Origin of the sequence: Micromonospora sp. NPDC049230 (genome assembly GCF_040647875.1) — a bacterium.
GTDB lineage: Bacteria > Actinomycetota > Actinomycetes > Mycobacteriales > Micromonosporaceae > Micromonospora.
This window is the reverse complement of record NZ_JBEZCZ010000035.1, coordinates 1-15,809: the sequence shown is the minus strand read 5'-3', so window position 1 is coordinate 15,809 and position 15,809 is coordinate 1. Positions and strand designations below refer to the sequence as shown.

The 15,809-nt window shown below is 72.6% G+C and carries 13 protein-coding genes; 5 read left to right on the top strand and 8 right to left on the bottom strand.

Annotation, left to right across the window (positions count from 1 at the left end):
• Positions 1–4: 4 nt before the first annotated feature.
• On the top strand, positions 5–1,438 hold the full coding sequence (locus AB0A95_RS25460) for a glycosyltransferase family 39 protein (RefSeq protein ID WP_357558270.1): 1,434 nt from the start codon (positions 5–7) through the stop codon (positions 1,436–1,438).
• Between the two features lie 36 nt (positions 1,439–1,474).
• Positions 1,475–2,434 carry a YafY family protein gene (locus tag AB0A95_RS25455; protein ID WP_357558269.1) on the top strand — a complete coding sequence of 320 codons (960 nt, stop codon included), beginning with the start codon at positions 1,475–1,477 and terminating at the stop codon, positions 2,432–2,434.
• 180 nt (positions 2,435–2,614) lie between these two features.
• Here the strand turns inward: AB0A95_RS25455 and AB0A95_RS25450 are convergent, their stop codons facing one another.
• Complete coding sequence (locus tag AB0A95_RS25450) at positions 2,615–3,922, bottom strand: RICIN domain-containing protein (RefSeq protein WP_357558268.1); 1,308 nt, start codon at positions 3,920–3,922, stop codon at positions 2,615–2,617.
• A gap of 155 nt (positions 3,923–4,077) precedes the next feature.
• On the opposite strand from AB0A95_RS25450, the gene AB0A95_RS25445 reads away from it, so the two are divergent.
• Positions 4,078–5,265, top strand: coding sequence for a spore photoproduct lyase family protein (locus tag AB0A95_RS25445; RefSeq protein WP_357558267.1), 1,188 nt, complete (start codon positions 4,078–4,080; stop codon positions 5,263–5,265).
• Between the two features lie 97 nt (positions 5,266–5,362).
• On the opposite strand, the gene AB0A95_RS25440 is transcribed toward AB0A95_RS25445, so the two are convergent.
• From AB0A95_RS25440 to AB0A95_RS25430, 3 genes are all read right to left on the bottom strand, one after another.
• On the bottom strand, positions 5,363–5,869 hold the full coding sequence (locus AB0A95_RS25440) for a DinB family protein (protein WP_357558266.1): 507 nt from the start codon (positions 5,867–5,869) through the stop codon (positions 5,363–5,365).
• A gap of 50 nt (positions 5,870–5,919) precedes the next feature.
• Positions 5,920–6,774, bottom strand: a complete 855-nt coding sequence (locus AB0A95_RS25435; protein ID WP_357558265.1) for a M15 family metallopeptidase — start codon at positions 6,772–6,774, stop codon at positions 5,920–5,922.
• Positions 6,775–6,841: 67 nt separating this feature from the next.
• Positions 6,842–7,810, bottom strand: coding sequence for an acetylxylan esterase (locus tag AB0A95_RS25430; RefSeq protein ID WP_357558264.1), 969 nt, complete (start codon positions 7,808–7,810; stop codon positions 6,842–6,844).
• A 184-nt stretch (positions 7,811–7,994) separates the two neighbouring features.
• Here AB0A95_RS25430 and AB0A95_RS25425 point away from each other — a divergent pair, with 184 nt between their 5' ends.
• Entirely contained in the window at positions 7,995–9,029 is a 1,035-nt protein-coding gene (locus AB0A95_RS25425) for a LacI family DNA-binding transcriptional regulator (protein WP_357558263.1), read from the top strand.
• 120 nt (positions 9,030–9,149) lie between these two features.
• On the opposite strand, the gene AB0A95_RS25420 is transcribed toward AB0A95_RS25425, so the two are convergent.
• From AB0A95_RS25420 to AB0A95_RS25410, 3 genes are all read right to left on the bottom strand, one after another.
• Positions 9,150–9,989 carry a peptidylprolyl isomerase gene (locus AB0A95_RS25420; RefSeq protein WP_357558262.1) on the bottom strand — a complete coding sequence of 280 codons (840 nt, stop codon included), beginning with the start codon at positions 9,987–9,989 and terminating at the stop codon, positions 9,150–9,152.
• Between the two features lie 121 nt (positions 9,990–10,110).
• A complete protein-coding gene (locus tag AB0A95_RS25415) occupies positions 10,111–11,322 on the bottom strand; it encodes a D-alanyl-D-alanine carboxypeptidase (RefSeq protein WP_357558261.1) in 1,212 nt (403 codons plus the stop codon).
• A gap of 47 nt (positions 11,323–11,369) precedes the next feature.
• Complete coding sequence (locus AB0A95_RS25410; RefSeq protein WP_357558260.1) at positions 11,370–12,098, bottom strand: MerR family transcriptional regulator; 729 nt, start codon at positions 12,096–12,098, stop codon at positions 11,370–11,372.
• A gap of 166 nt (positions 12,099–12,264) precedes the next feature.
• Here AB0A95_RS25410 and AB0A95_RS25405 point away from each other — a divergent pair, with 166 nt between their 5' ends.
• Complete coding sequence (locus AB0A95_RS25405; RefSeq protein WP_357558259.1) at positions 12,265–14,559, top strand: excinuclease ABC subunit UvrA; 2,295 nt, start codon at positions 12,265–12,267, stop codon at positions 14,557–14,559.
• Between the two features lie 218 nt (positions 14,560–14,777).
• On the opposite strand, the gene AB0A95_RS25400 is transcribed toward AB0A95_RS25405, so the two are convergent.
• Entirely contained in the window at positions 14,778–15,197 is a 420-nt protein-coding gene (locus AB0A95_RS25400; protein WP_357558258.1) for a protein-tyrosine phosphatase family protein, read from the bottom strand.
• Positions 15,198–15,809: the final 612 nt, after the last annotated feature.

The following is a 15,809-nucleotide window of genomic DNA, read 5'->3' as shown; positions in this document are numbered from 1 at the left end:
GGCGGTGCTGAGCTGGGCGGTGCTGAGCTGGGCGGTGCTGAGCTGGGCGGCCCCCGCGCTGGTGGCGCTGGTGCTGGGCGGGTGGCGGCTGACCGGTCCGGCGCTCTGGGCCGACGAGTTGGCCACCTGGGGCGCTGTCCGGTTGAGCTGGTCGCAGCTGTGGCAACTCGCCGGTTCGGTGGACGCGGTCCTGATGCCCTACTACGCCCTGATGAAGGCGTACACCGCCGTGGCCGGCACGTCCACGGCCGCGTTGCGGCTGCCCTCGGTCGCCGCCGTCACCGTCGCCACGGTGGTGGTGACCGCGCTCGGGCGTCGACTCGGCGGCACCGGGACGGGCCTGTTGGCGGGGCTGCTCTTCGCGATCCTGCCGGTGACCTCCCGGTACGCGCAGGAGGCCCGGTCCTACGCCCTGGTGGTCCTCGGTGCCGCTGTCGCCGTGTGGTTCCTGATCGGCCTGCTGGAGGAGCCCACCCGCCGACGCCTCGCCGGCTACGCCACCGCGGTCGGTCTCGTCGGGCTGCTGCATCCGCTCAACGGTCTGCTGATGCTCGCGGGTCACGCCGTCGCGGTCGGCTGGTGGCAGCTTCCCCGACGTGCCCAGGGCTGGCGGACGGTGCGGCGGTGGGTGGCGGCGGCCGGTGCGGGAGTGCTGCCGGCGCTCACGCTGTCCGTCTGGGGCTGGGGGCAGGCGGCCCAGGTGTCCTGGATCGCGCTTGTCAACCTGGCCGCCCTCCAGGCGTTCCCGGAACGGCTCTTCCACTCCGCGGCCGTCGGCGGACTCGTCCTCGTCCTCGCTGTTCTCGGCGTACGCCGAGCCGCGGCGTCCGTCTGCCTGGCCGGCGCGGCGTTCGTCCCGATGGTGCTGCTGTTGCTCGCCGGCACCCACCTGCACGTCTGGGTGGCCCGCTACGTACTGGTCGTGCTGCCGGCGCTGGCCGTCCTCGCGGCGTCCGCCCTGGCCCAGGTCGGGCGGTCGTCGGCAGTCGTCGCGGTCGGCCTGGCCGTCGTCCTGGCCTTCCCCGCACACGTCGCCGTGCGCGCCCACGCCGGTCACAGCCAGGACTCGTACCGCGTCGCGGCGGTCATCGGTCCCCGCTACCAACCCGGCGACGTCGTGGTGTTTCCGGACAGCCACCCGAGCATCCCCTGGTCGCCACGCGACATCTACGAGCGCTACCTGCCCGCCCCACGCCCCCCGGACGTGCTGCGCGTCGCCCCGCAACGCCGCGACGGCCGGTTCCTGGCAACCGAATGCCCGGACGCCACCTGCCTGGGCACCCCGCCGCGCGTCTGGGTCGTCGGGGCCGATCCCTCGGCCGACCCGCTACGCGACATGGTCCCCGGCAAGCGGGCGCGCATCAGCGCCGGCTACCGGGAGACCCAGCGGTGGCGGTACCCGCTGCTGAGCATCACCCTCCTGGAGCGCACGACCTGAGGGCCGGCTCCGCGACGGTAGGGCAGACTCGCGGGCATGGTGGAGACCTCGGTGCGCCTGCTGCGGCTGCTGACCCTCCTACAGGTTCGCCGGGAGTGGTCCGGCGCGGAGCTGGCCGACCGACTGGCGGTCACCACCCGCACCGTCCGCACCGACGTGGAGCGACTGCGGGTGCTGGGCTACCAGATCGAGTCCCACCCCGGGGTCGCCGGGGGCTACCGGCTCGGTGCCGGATCGGCCCTGCCGCCGCTGCTGCTCGACGACGACGAGGCCGTGGCGGTGGCCGTCGGGCTGCGGGCCGCCGCCGGCGGTTCGGTGACCGGCATCGAGGAGACGTCGCTGCGCGCGCTGGCGAAGCTGGAACAGTCGTTGCCGGCACGGCTGCGGCACCGGGTGGACGCCCTGCGGGCGGCGACGGTCTCGGCCGCGGGCGGCGGCCCCACCGTGGACGCCGACACGATCACCGCCATCTCGACGGCGGTGCACCGGGCGGAGCGGCTGCGGTTCGACTACGCCGGACACGATGGCACGGCCACCGTGCGCGACGTCGAGCCGTACCGACTGGTCTACACCGGGCGGCGCTGGTACCTGCTGGGCTGGGACACCGACCGGGCCGACTGGCGCACCTTCCGCGCCGACCGGATCCAGCCCCGGGTGCCGACCGGCCCGCGCTTCGCACCCCGAGAGCCGCCAGGTGGCGACGCGGTCGCGCACGTGCTGCGCGGCGTCGGCTCCGCCGCCTGGCCGCACCCGGCACGGGTACGCCTGCACGCGTCGGCGGACCAGATGGCGCAGCGGATCCCCAGCACGGCGGGCCTGCTGGAGGCGATCGACGAGCGGACCTGCCTGCTGCACACCGGTGGGGAGTCGCTGGGCAATCTGGCCGCGTTCATCAGCACCCTGGAGGTCGACTTCGACGTGCTCGACCCGCCGGAGCTGCACGCCGTCGTGCGTGCCGTCGCCGCCCGGTTCGGTCGGGCCGCTCAGGTGTCGTAGCGGCCCCGCCGGCACCCCCGGCACCTCCCGGGGACGTGGCCGCTGGCCGCTGGCGACCCCTGTCGGCTTCGGCTCCGCCACCATTGTCAGGTGCCGTGGTGACGGAGCCGAAGTACCCGACCCCTGGTCGTGCCGACCGATGAGGCGGAGCGGCAGACGGGTTCGCCGGGCCGGGCGGGACTAGGACTGCGGCACCAGCCGGAACGACTGCGCCGCGGTGCCGTTGCAGGTGTACTGGGCTAGCTGGACGCTGTCCGCAGTGGACGCCCCGGGCACGTCGAGGCACTTGCCGCTGAGCCGGTTGACCAGGCGGTAGTAGCCGCCGCCCTCGGACTCGGCACGCCACTGTTGGTTGTTGCCGCCGCTGTAGGACCAGAGCTGGATCGGCGCCGAGTCGGCGGTGGAGCGGTCGGTCACGTCGAGCACCTGGGCGGCGTTGTTGCGGTTGTTGACCCGCAGGTAGCCGCCGCTGGTCGGCACGAACTGGTACTGCTGGGCGGCGCTGCTGTTGCACGCGTACTGCTGGATGGCCGTGCCGTTCGCGCTGGCGGCGGCCCGCGCGTCCACGCACTTGCCGTTGCCCCGGTTGACCACTGTGTGCCAGGCCGTCGGTGAGATGCCGTCGCTCGGCGGGGGCGTGGTCGGGGGGACGGTGCTCGCCCCGGCGAGCCAGTGCAGCCCGTCGATCAGCAGCTGGTTCTGCTGGGCGCTGTCGAACGTGGACGACAGCCCGGTGTTGGTGTTGTAGTTCATCGCGTTGTGCCCGAAGTTGGCGTAGATCATCTTGTACTGCCTGTTGCTCCAGACCAGCGGGTAGTAGCCGCCGTACCAGGACTGGGCGGGGTCGGTGCCGACCGGGAAGCTGGACGGGTCGACCGAGGCGAGGATGTCGATGTTGGGGTTCTGCCGCAGGTCGTTGCTCCAGGAGTACCACTCGCTGATCGACGAGGGGAACGTCGCGGGCAGGTTCCGGGTGGCGGGGTGCGTGCGGTTGTCGGCGCGCATGGTGACCCGGGTCGGGAGCCAGGTGTTGGTCCGGAACGAGCCGGAGCCGAGGAAGGTGTTGTAGTACCAACTCCAGCTCGACGGGTTGTCGGTCCAGGCGCTGACGTGGAAGCCCAGCCACGCCCCGCCGTTCTGCATGTACTGCTGGAACGCGGCCCGCTGCGCGGTCGGCGGTGCGTCGTCGAGGAACATGACGACCTTGTACTGGGCCAGGTTCGCGGTGTTCAGCAGGCTCCAGTTGTTGGTGGCCTCCCAGGAGAAGCCGTACTGGGCGGCGGCCTGCGGGAACCAGGCCCGGGCGTCCTTGACGAAGTCGATGTGCGCGGCGTCCCAGGTGCCGTTGTAGAAGGCCAGGACCTTGAACGTCGGCGCGGCCTGCGCACTCCGTGAGGCGTTGACCGCGAGGCCGGCGCTCAGCGCGACGACGAGGGCGACGAACAACGACAGGATTCGTCTGGTACGGGAGGAGAGTTCTGCGATCACCTGATCGTCCCTTCGGTGGGGACGCGCCGCCGCGTCGACCTGGATCTGTTCACAAGGTTTACAGATAGACGAAAGGTTATGCGGTGTCACCGGTGGCGTCAATCGCGAGCCGGCCGATCGGGTGGGATTCCCGCGACAGCGGGTACCCCGGCCGGATGACCAGCCCGGATGCCGTCGACGTCGACCAGCCACTCGCCGTCGACGTGCCCGCCGCACCACACGACGCCAGCGGCGAGTGGGTGCCGACCCGTGACCTCGCCGGGCTCGCACCCGCGGCCCGACCGGCCCACCGCTGGACCCCGCGTCGGGTGGTGGCCACCCCGGCCGCCCTGGACCACCCGCACGGCCAGCGGATCGTCGAGCGGGTGCGGGCACAGGGCATCGAGGTGGAACACCTGCGCTCCAACCGGCTCACCGGGGTACGCGGACCTACCGACCGGGAGACGTACGCGCGGGCCAAGGCCACAATGGCGATCGTGGTGAGCCCACCCTCGCGGCGCACCCTGCAACCCATCGCGCCCAGCGCCGACTGGCGGGTCGACCTCGCCGAGGGCTGCCCGGCACACTGCCAGTACTGCTACCTCGCCGGATCACTGTCCGGCCCACCGGTGACCCGGGTGTACGCGGATCTCGACGACATCCTGGCCGGGCTTGGCGCGTACGCCGGGCGCGGGACGGTGACCAGCCGCAACGCGCGGCGCGCCGACGAGGGCACCACCTTCGAGGCGTCCTGCTACACCGATCCCCTGGCGCTGGAGCACCTGACCGGGAGCTGGCGGCGGGCGGTGCAGCACTTCGCCGACTGGGACGCGCCCGTGCAACTGCGCTGGACCACCAAGTACGCCGACGTGGACACCTTCGTCGGCCTGCCGCACGCCGGCCGCACCCGGGTCCGCTTCAGCGTCAACTGCGCCCCGGTGAGCGAACGCTTCGAGGGCGGCACCGCCCGGGTGCCGCAGCGGCTGGCCGCACTGCGCCGGCTCGCCCTCGACGGCTACCCGGTCGGGCTGACCATCGCCCCGATCATCGCGCTGCCCGACTGGCGGGACCGCTACGGCGAGTTGCTCGACCAGGTCCGCGCGACGGTCGACGGGGTTCCCGAGCTGGACCTGACCGCCGAGCTGATCACCCACCGGTTCACGCCGGGCAGCAAGGAGGTGTTGCTCGGCTGGTACCCGCGCACCCGGCTGGAGATGGACGAGGAGTCGCGCAGCCGCAAGCACGGCAGGTTCGGCGCGGTGAAGTACGTCTACCCGCGCGACACCATGGCCGAGCTGCGCGCCTGGTTCACCGCCGAGCTGGCGACCCGGGTGCCGGCCTGCCGGATCCTCTACTGGACCTGACCCGCAGGGAGCGGTCCCCTCAGCCTCGCCGACAACGCCTCGCGTGGGTGTGACCGCGCGGCGTGCCCACGTCCCACCGGCTTCGCGCACGGCGCCCCTAGACGCCAACGGTGCCGTCGATGCCCTCGCGGAGGAAGTCGGCGTGCCCGTTGTGCCGGGCGTACTCGTGGATCAGGTGCAGCATCACCAGCCGCAGCGACACGGTCTCGCCGGAGCGGACGTTGTGGCCGGTCACGTCGAGCGACGGGGCAGCGCGCTCGATCCGGCGGGCGTGCTCGACCTCACGCTCCCAGGCGGCGAACGCTTCCGCACGGGTGGCCGAGCTGGCGTCGTACGCCTGCTGGAAGTCGCCGGTCTCCGACCAGACCAACGGAATGTCCTCGCCGTCGATGACCCGCCGGAACCAGGCGCGTTCCACCTCCGCCATGTGCCGCACCAGGCCGAGCAGGCTCAGCGTGGATGGCGGCATCGACTGCCGACGTAGCTGCTCGTCGGACAGACCCTCGCATTTGAGGGCCAGGGTCGCCCGATGGAAGTCGAGGAAGGCGCGCAGCGTCTCCCGCTCCTCGCCGGTGACCGGGGGGCCGATCCGTTCGGTGCTCATGACAGCGATCATGCCGTAGGCAGCGGCAGCGGTGCCGCCGGGCCGGGCGGTCAGCCGACCGACGAGCGGGCGACCGGCGCGGCGAAGAACGTGTCCGGGTACGGCTCCTCGCGCAGGCTGTAGTGCCACCACTCCCGGTCGTAGTTGACGAAGCCGGCGTCGGTCATCAACCGCTGCAACAACCGCCGGTTGTCCCGCGGCGACCCGGTGATCCGGGCGTCGGCGGTGTGCGCCCGGGAGTCGAAACAGTCGAAGCCCGTACCCATGTCGATGCTGTTGTCGGCGAAGCGCCGCGCCCGGGGCGCGGTGCAGGCGACGAGCGGCTGCCCGGCCCGGTACGCGGGCTGGCCGGCGGCGGGCTCGTCGACGAGCGTCAGGTCCATGGTGCTGCCGCGGCTGTGCGCGGTGGGTGCCCCGATGTAGCCCTCGGCGAAGAGCCGGTCCTTGGCCACGTCCGGGTAGAACTCGGCCTTGGTCTGCTGCTCGCCGGGGCGCTTCGACCAGGCGACGAAGTCGTCCACCGCCGGCTGCGGGCGGTAGCAGTCGTACACCTTGAGGCTGTGCCCACCGGCCAGCGCGGCGTCCTGCACCCGGCGCAGCGCCTCGGCGGCCTGCCGGGTGAGCAGGCACAGCGGCTCGGCGTAGCCGGTGATCGGGCGGCCGACGAAGTTGTGCGCCGTGGCGTAGCGGATGTCGGCGTGGATGCGTGGGTCCAGGTCGGTCAGCACCACGAACCCCGGCAGCCTCGGCGCGGCGGCGGCGCTGGCGGACGCGGTGGGTGCGGGGCTCGGCGTGGGGCTGGCCGGCGTCGACGGTGGCGCGGCCGGCGTCGGGCGGGGTTCCGGTCGGGAACAACCACCGAGCAGCGCGGCGACCGCGAGCACGACGGCGATGCGGTGGCGCATCAGTCCTGTCTATCAGCCCCGCCCGGCACGGGGTGCCGGATCAGCCAGCCCGGCACGCGGTGCCGGCTCAGCCCCCGGTCAGGTGGTCGCGGAGGAAGACCAGCGCCGCCTCGTCGTCGTCGATCCCGCCGGCCTCGTGGCCGTTGTACCGCCACACCGCCAACTCGGTCGGCCCGGCGTGCGCGTTGAAGGCCGCGTAGACCGTCGACGGGGGCACGATGTCGTCCATCAACGCCACCGAGTACTTCGCCGGGCGGCGGCAGCGCCGGGCGAAGTTGACGCCGTCGACGTACGCGAGGGTGGTCAGCACCCGTTCCTCGGCGTCGCGGTGGATCGCCAGGTAGTCGCGGATCTCCCGGTAGGGGCGGACGGCGGTGGTCACCACCGCGCGTGGGATGTCGCAGAGGAACGGCACGTGCGCGACCACCGCCCGCACCCCGGGTGCCAGCGCACCGGCGGCGAGCGCCAACCCGCCGCCCTGGCTGTGCCCGAGCACCGCCACCCGGGTCGGGTCGACGAGCGGCAGGGTCCGGACGGCGTCCACCGCCCGGACCGCGTCGGTGATCAGCCGCCGGTAGTAGTACGTCTTCGGGTCGGTGAGGCCGCGGGTGGTGACGCCTGGTGCCTCCGGGCCGGCCACGCCGGGGTCCGGGGTGTCGCCTCGGCTCCATCCCGAGCCCTGCCCCCGGGTGTCCATCTGGAGGTGCGCGAACCCGGCCGCCGCCCAGAGCAGGTTCTCCAGCGGGTGCCCGCGCCCGCCGCCGTAGCCGGCGAACTGGACCACAGTGGGCAGTGCCGCGTCGGCGCCGTGGGGCACCCGCAGCCAGGCTCGCACGGTCTGGCCGGCGAACCCCGCGAAGGTCACGTCGAGCACGTCGATGCTCGTCAACTCGGTCGCGACCGGCTCGGCCCGGACCGGCCAACCGGCGTCCCGGGCCTCCGCCAGGGTGTCGGCCCAAAAATCGTCGAAGTCCGCTGGTTCCCGGACGATGCCCCGGTAGTCGCGCAGCTGTTCCTCAGGTAGATCGGTGTACATGCCGCCCTCGGTTCGCCGAACTTCCGGAAAGCTTCCGCAACTTTGCCGAACGCTAGAACCGACCTGGCATGTCGTCAACCCCCGTCGGTGAGGCAAGATGACGCGTGGAACGGACACACCGTTCCGGGATCCTCGGTTGACGACGTCTCGTCGTCGTTCTTCCGGCTCGGTGAAGGAGACGCGGGTGGGCGCGGACGACGGACGCAGGGTGACCATCACCGCGATCGCACGGGAGGCCGGGGTGTCGGTGCCGACCGTGTCACGGGTGCTCAACGGTCGCTCCGATGTCGCCCCGGGCACCCGGGAGCGAGTCGAGGAGTTGCTGCGCCACCACGGCTACCGGCGTCGCACCAGCCGCAGCGTCCGCCGCGCCGGCCTCGTCGACCTGGTCTTCAACGACCTGGACAGCCCCTGGGCCGTGGAGATCATCCGGGGCGTGGAGGATGTCGGGCACGGCGCGGGTGTCGGCACTGTGGTCTCCGCGATCCACCGACAGCCCACCGCCGCCCGGCAGTGGCTCCAGAACCTGCGCACCCGGGCCACCGACGGCGTCATCTTCGTGACCTCGCACCTGAGCCCGCCGCTGCACGCGCAACTGCGCCGCCTCAACGTGCCGGTGGTGGTCGTCGACCCGGCCGGCGTCCCGGCCATGGACGTGCCGACGATCGGTGCCACCAACTGGGCCGGCGGGATGGCCGCGACCGAGCACCTGCTCGCCATCGGGCACCGGCGCATCGGCCTGGTGGCGGGGCCGGCGCACCTGCTGTGCAGCCGGGCCCGGCTCGACGGGTACCGGGCCGGGCTGGAGAGCGCCGGAGTGCCGGTGGACGACGCGCTGATCTACCCGGGCGACTTCTACCACTCCTCCGGGTTCGCCGGCGGGACCGCGCTGCTCGACCTCGCCGATCCGCCGACCGGCATCTTCGCCGCGAGTGACCAGATGGCCTTCGGGGTCTACGAGGCCATCCGGCGCCGAGGGCTGCGGGTGCCCGACGACGTGAGCGTCATCGGCTTCGACGACCTGCCGGAGGCCCGCTGGGCGTCGCCACCGCTGACCACCGTGCGCCAACCGTTGGTCGAGATGGGACGGTTGGCGGCACGGACCGTGCTGCGCCTGGCCCAGGGTGAGGGCATCGACTCGCCGCGGGTGGAACTCGCCACCGAGTTGGTCGTGCGCGACAGCACCGCCCCACCGTCCGGGTCGCCCGGCCCGTCGTGACGGTCGGAACCGGGTCGGAGACCGGGTGGACCAGTTCCGGTCCGATCCCGAAAATTTCGGCTGCCGGGGTGACCCGGCCGGCGCGGTGAGCGACCGGGGGCCGCCCACCGCGCCGCGCGGTCAGTGGTGGTGGTGCGCGCGGACGGCCTTGTTGATGGTCACCGGCAGCGCTGGCGCGCCGTCGACCGGCGCCGGGTCCTCGGCGGTCGGTGCCACTCCCCCGGCGGCGATCCGGTCCAGGGTGGCCAGCCCGGCCGCGTCGACCTCGCCGAAGATCGTGTAGTTCGGCCGCAGCGCCGAGTTGGCGTAGACCAGGAAGAACTGGCTGCCGTTGGTGTCCGGCCCGGCGTTGGCCATGGCCAGCACACCCCGGGCGTACACCCGGCGCTCCCCGGTCGGGTCGGTGGGCGCGGGCGGGAGGCCGGTCGGCAGTTCGTCGCGGTACCGGTACCCCGGGCCGCCCTCGCCGGTGCCGGACGGGTCACCGCACTGCAACACGCTCAGCGTGGGGTACGCGGTGAGCCGGTGGCACGGGGTGCGGTCGTAGAAGCGCTTGCCGACCAGGTGCAGGAAGCTCTGCACTGTGCACGGCGCGGCGGCCCGGTCCAGGGTCAGCCCGATCGGCCCGTGGTTGGTCTTCAGGGTCACCCGCACACTGCCCCGGGCCGGGGTCCGTCGCGGGTCGGGCGGCAGCGGCACCGGCCGGGCCGCGGGCTCGTCAGGTGTCTCCGTGTACGCGCACGGGCCGTGGGTGGTGCGCGGCGGTCGGGTGGTGGCGTCGGCGGCGGTGGACGAGGCGGCGGAAGCGCCAACGGGGGCGGCGGGCGCGGCGACCGCGCTCGCGGACGCCCCGACGACAAGCGCCCCGGCGAGCACTGTCGCTCCCGCGAGGCGGGACAGGGCGGGCAGCGGCCGGCGGGGTGCCGCCACGCCGGGGCGCGGTTCGAGTTCACTCGACACGGTGATCCTCCTGGACTCGTGGTGCCAGAAAGACCGGAGTCTATGGAGGCCCGTGCCCGATGTCGATCCGTCCGGACAGTCAGCGGCTCAGGGCAACCGCCGGTTCTGTGCGGTCAGCGGCTCAGGGCAGCCGGCGGCGGCGCCGCCACAGCAGCCCACCCAGCAGCGCCAGCACCGCCGCGCCGCTCGCCGCGGTCACCCCCCACAACCACCCCGAGCCGGTACGCGCGGGCCCGCTGGCCGCCGCCGGTCGGGGCGCGCCGGGTGCCGCCAGCGCGGACGGCCCCGGCGACGGCGTGGAGGTCAACTCCCCGGCCTCGACCAGCCGGCCGACGGAGGCGTCCCGGGGCAGCGTGAAGCCCCAGTCCAACAGGGCGGCACCCTGCTCCCAGCCGCGCTTCGGCGCCGACTCGGCACCCAACAGGGTCACCACCAGACGCCGCCCGTCACGTTCCGCCGCACCCACGAATGTGTGCCGGGCCAGGTCGGTGAAACCGGTCTTGCCCCCGAGCGCACCCGGGTACCGGTAGATGAGCTGGTCGTCGTTCTGGATCTGGAAACCCTTGGTGCGCTGCGCCGCCTGGGTGGGGATCTCCGCCTGCTCGGTCAACACGTACCGACGGAACGTCGGCTCGGCGAAACAGGCCCTGGCGATCAGCGCCAGGTCGTACGCGCTGGTGAACTGGCCCCTGCCGTCCAGCCCCGACGGGGTGACAGCGTGCGTCTGGAGCGCGCCGAGCCGGTGGGCCTGCTCGTTCATGGCGCGTACGCCGCCGGCCGCGCCGTCCGCCCCACCACCCAGCCGGGCCAGCACGTTCGCGGCCTCGTTGCCGGAGTTGAGCAGCAGACCCAACCAGACCGTCTCGATCGTGTAGCGACCGCCCGCGACCAGGCCCACGGCCGACGAGCCGGGCTCGATGACCATGTCCTCCTCGGTGACGGTGACCGTCTGCTTCGGGTCCAGCCGGGGCAGCATCGTGGCCGCCAGCAGGAGCTTCTGCACGCTGGCCGGCGTGCCGTACTCGTGTGGGCCGCAACCGCCGAGCACCTGGCCGCTGTCCAGGTCGGCGACCAGCCACGACGTGGCCGTGATCGCCGGTGGCGCGGCGGCGGCGGCCGGCACGACAAGGCCTGTCGTGTCCAGCGCCGCGCCGCCGACCACCCGCTGCTCGGGCACGGCCGGCGGGGGCGAGGGCCGGGGCGGGCGCGACATCGCCGGAGCCGGCACCCGTGGGCATCGCACTGGCGGACCGGCGGGCGTTCCCGCGGCGGCGACCGGCGCGGGAGCGAGCAGGATGGCGGACGCCGTGGAGGCCAGCAGCGCAGCTCTCATGTGCCCGACCCTAGTCAACAAGATCGCTCGCCGGGACGGGATGTCCGTCAACCGGCGTCGCCGCGAGCGCGCAGGTAGTCGTGCAGGGCGGCGCTGCCCCGCAGTCGGCGCAGGCTGCGCGCGTGCAGGTCCTGCTCGCGGCGGGCAAGCTCGGCGCGAACCCGCTGCGGGCTGCCGGTGGTCCGCAACTCCCCCAGCACCGCCTCGATGATCTCGAACGGGTACGCGCCTCGGCGCAGCAACGCGATGACCTGCGCGGCGCGTAGTTCCGCGTCGTCGTACACCCGGTAGTTGGTGCCCGGGGTGCGGCGCGGCCGCAGCAGCCCGCGCTGCTCCCACAGACGCAGCTGCGAGGTCCGCACCCCGACCAGGGTGGCGACCTCGCCGATGCGGACGCCGTGGCGGGCCGCGGGCCGGGCCGCCGGCGGGCTGGCCAGCACCGTCTCGAAGGCGCCGAGCACCCGGCGGATCTCGGCGCGTTCCCGGTCCAGCTCGGCATGGCCGCCGTCGAGCGCCGCCAGGGCCGCCGGCAGGTCACCCTGGTGCACCGCGGCCATGACCTCCCGGGTACGGCTCCAGCCGTGCCCCTCGGCCAACCGCCGCGCCACTGTCAGCGCCCGGGCGTGCTCGCTCGTGAAGATCCGGTAACCGCTCGCGGTGCGGCGCACCGGCGGCAGCACCCCCAACTCGACGTAGTTGCGCACCTGCTGCACCGAGATCCCGACGGTGGCCGCCAGGTCCACGGCGCGTAAGCGACCCTCCGGGGCGACGTCCACGCCAGCCACCGTACCGCTTACGACGTGATTTGAGACTTTCCGGGGCGTGTTGCCGGGGCGGGCGCTGCGATCTCGCCAGAAGTCTCTACATGGGGATGAATGAGACAATAGAACCTGCCAGTGCCCGGTGGGAGGTTCTCCCGCCACTACTCCGTGAAGGGTTCGCATGTCGCAGCCAGCATGGTCCGCCGCCGACAGCCACGACATGATCGAGGTACGCGGAGCGCGGGAGAACAATCTCGCCAGCGTCTCGGTCGACATCCCCAAGCGCCGGTTGACCGTCTTCACCGGCGTCTCCGGCTCGGGGAAGTCGTCGCTGGTCTTCGGCACCATCGCCGCCGAGTCCCAGCGCATGATCAACGAGACCTACAGCGCTTTCCTCCAGTCGTTCATGCCGAACCTCAACCGGCCGGACGTCGACTCGCTGCGCAACCTCAGCGCCGCCATCGTCGTCGACCAGGAGCGGATGGGGGTCAACTCCCGCTCCACTGTTGGCACCGCCACCGACGCGTACGCGATGCTGCGGATCCTCTTCAGCCGGCTCGGTGACCCGCAGGTGGGCGGTGCCGGAGCGTTCAGCTTCAACCTGCCCGAGGGCATGTGCACCACCTGCGAGGGGCTGGGACGGGTCTCCGACCTCGACGTACACCAGTTGGTCGACGTCGAGCGTTCCCTCAACGACGGCGCGATCACCGTGCCCAACTTCGCTGTCGGCTCCTGGTACTGGCAGACCATCGTCGGCTCCGGCCTGTTCGACCCGGACGTCAAACTCCAGGACTTCACCCCGCAACAGTGGGACGACCTCCTCCACAAGCCGTCCACGAAGATCAAGGTGGGCAGCAACAACTGGACGTACGAGGGCCTGGCGGTCAAGGTCAAGCGGCTCCTCCTGGCCAAGGACCGCGAGTCGATGCAAGCGCACATCCGTGCCTTCGTCGACCGGGCGGTCACCTTCACCACCTGCGGCGACTGCGGCGGCACCCGACTCAACGCGGCGGCCCTGTCGTCGCGGATCGCCGGGCGCACCATCGCCGACTGCTCGGCCATGCAGATCAGCGACCTGGCCGCGTTCGTCCGAGGCATCGACGACGCCGAGGTGGCACCGCTCGTCGCCAACCTCCGCGACCTGCTGGACTCCCTCGTCGAGATCGGGCTGGGCTACCTCAGCCTGGACCGCGAATCCGCGACCCTGTCCGGCGGCGAGGCGCAACGGGTGAAAATGGTCCGGCACCTCGGCTCCAGCCTGTCCGACGTCACGTACGTCTTCGACGAACCCACCGTCGGCCTGCACCCGCACGACATCGCCCGGATGAACGACCTGCTGCTGCGACTGCGCGACAAGGGCAACACGGTGCTGGTGGTCGAGCACAAGCCGGAAACCATCGCGATCGCCGACCACGTCGTCGACCTCGGACCGGGGGCCGGCAGCGACGGTGGCCGGATCTGCTTCACCGGCGACGTGCCCGCCCTACGCCGCTCCGACACCCTCACCGGCCGGCACCTCGACCACCGGGTGACACTGCGCGAGGCGGTACGCCAACCCACCGGGCAACTCGCCATCCGCCAGGCCGACCTGCACAACCTGCGCGACGTGGACGTGGACATCCCGCTCGGGGTGCTCACCGTGGTCACCGGCGTGGCCGGCTCCGGCAAGAGCTCACTGATCCACGGCTCGCTGCGCGGACGGTCCGGGGTCGTCATCGTGGACCAGTCCCCCATCCGCGGGTCCCGACGCAGCAACCCGGCCACCTACAGCGGCCTGCTCGACCCGATCCGTACCGCCTTCGCCAAGGCCAACGGGGTCAAGGCGGCACTGTTCAGCGCCAACTCCGAGGGCGCCTGCCCAGCCTGCAAGGGAATCGGGCTGATCTACACCGACCTGGCGATGATGGCCGGCGTCGCCAGCGTCTGCGAACGGTGCGAGGGGCGACGCTTCACCGACAAGGTGCTCACGTACACGCTGCGCGGCAAGAACATCAGCGAGGTGCTGGCCATGTCGGTCACCGAGGCGTACGCGTTCTTCCCCGGTGGTCCGGCGCACCTCATCCTCGGTCGGCTGGCCGACGTCGGGCTGGGCTACCTCCGCCTCGGTCAGCCGCTGACCACCCTGTCCGGCGGGGAACGGCAACGACTCAAGCTCGCCATCCACCTGGCGGAGAAGACCACCACCTACGTACTGGACGAACCCACCACCGGCCTGCACCTCGCCGACGTGGACCAACTGCTGGCCCTGCTCGACCGGATGGTCGACGCCGGTAACACGGTGATCGTCATCGAGCACCACCAGGCGGTCATGGCCCACGCGGACTGGCTCATCGACCTCGGCCCGGGCGCCGGCCACGACGGTGGGCGGATCGTCTTCACCGGCACGCCCGCCGACCTGGTCGCCCATGGTGCCACGCTCACCGCCACCCACCTGCGCGAATACGTCAACGAGCCGGCGGTGACCGGCCAGAGGTAAGACCGCCGACCGCCGCGCCGCCGCCGTGCGGTGCGCGTCGCCGTGCGGTGCGCGTCGCCGTGCGGTGCGCGTCGCCGTGCGGTGCGCGTCGCCGTGCGGTGCGCGTCGCCGTGCGGTGCGGTGCGCGGCAGGGCCCGGCGGGGCAGCGCGGGTGCGGCGGCAGGGCGGGGCGGGGCGGGGCGACCCGGCGGCGCGGCGCGGGTGCGGCGCGGTGAAGGTCAGGCGACGCGGCGCAGCCAGCGCCGCTGCCAGGGCGTCTCCACCGCCTTCGGGTGGTAACCCTCGCGGACCCATGCCACTGCCCGCTCGGCCGGTAGGCCGTCGAGGATCGCCAGCGCGGCCAGTGCGGTTCCGGTGCGCCCCACCCCACCACGACAGGCCACCTCGACGCGCGCACCGTCGTGCGCACGCCGCAGCGCCTCCCGCAGCGCGTCGAGGGCATCCGCCCGATCGGTCGGCACCCAGAAATCAGGCCACCGGATCCGCCGATGTGCCCAGGCCGGCTCCGGACCATCCGCCAACAGCAGGGCGAAGTCGGCGGGCGAGGTCGAGGCGGCGATGCGTCGTCCGCGCACTGTCGTCCCGCTGGGGAGTACGAGCAGACCCGACTGCTCGGACCAAGGCTGCGACTCAGTCACCCGAACATTGTGCCGCCGCCATCGGGCAACTGGGTAGAGGTAGAGACAGCGCCGCCCCCGACCGGGTGGGCCGGGGGCGACGCTGGTGTCGGTGTGCAGGTCGCCTCTCGGCGAGTGGCACGACGCGGCTCCAGCCGAACGGTATTCCGCGAGGGCGATATTAGGTGAGGCCCGGGGACACTGAGTCACACCGACACTGTCCACAACCAGCCCGGCGCCCACGTTGTTCCCCACCCCGCCGCTTGGCCGTGCACCACACCCGCGCGCACCAGATCTTGTCCAGTTTCCGTGTCGCGCGAACGGAAACTGTCCATGATCCCCGAGCGACCATCCACGGGCCGGGCCAGTCACCTCCCTGAACACGGGACAGCGCCTCGCGCACCCCCGCCGGACTAGCGGCACCGGCCACCGGAACCGCCGTTGGCCGGCACCCCGGGTTGCGGGTGCCGGCCAGCGGTCGGTCGGTCGGTGTGCGTGCCGTGGGTCAGCTGTTCCAGTACTGGCCGACCAGATCAGCGGCCTGCTGCTCCCACTGGGCGTAGGCGTCGGGGTAGGCGGAGACCTGGACGGTCTGCGCGGCCTCGGTCAACGGCATGTCCTGCCACCCGTCGA

Bases quoted from the DNA above. Each gene is read 5' to 3' on its own strand.
- AB0A95_RS25455 (WP_357558269.1), top strand. From the start codon at position 1,475: ATGGTGGAGACCTCGGTGCGCCTGCTGCGGCTGCTGACCCTCCTACAG.
- AB0A95_RS25445 (WP_357558267.1), top strand. From the start codon at position 4,078: ATGACCAGCCCGGATGCCGTCGACGTCGACCAGCCACTCGCCGTCGAC.
- AB0A95_RS25440 (WP_357558266.1), bottom strand. From the start codon at position 5,869: ATGAGCACCGAACGGATCGGCCCCCCGGTCACCGGCGAGGAGCGGGAG.
- AB0A95_RS25435 (WP_357558265.1), bottom strand. From the start codon at position 6,774: ATGCGCCACCGCATCGCCGTCGTGCTCGCGGTCGCCGCGCTGCTCGGT.
- AB0A95_RS25430 (WP_357558264.1), bottom strand. From the start codon at position 7,810: ATGTACACCGATCTACCTGAGGAACAGCTGCGCGACTACCGGGGCATC.
- AB0A95_RS25415 (WP_357558261.1), bottom strand. From the start codon at position 11,322: ATGAGAGCTGCGCTGCTGGCCTCCACGGCGTCCGCCATCCTGCTCGCT.
- AB0A95_RS25405 (WP_357558259.1), top strand. From the start codon at position 12,265: ATGTCGCAGCCAGCATGGTCCGCCGCCGACAGCCACGACATGATCGAG.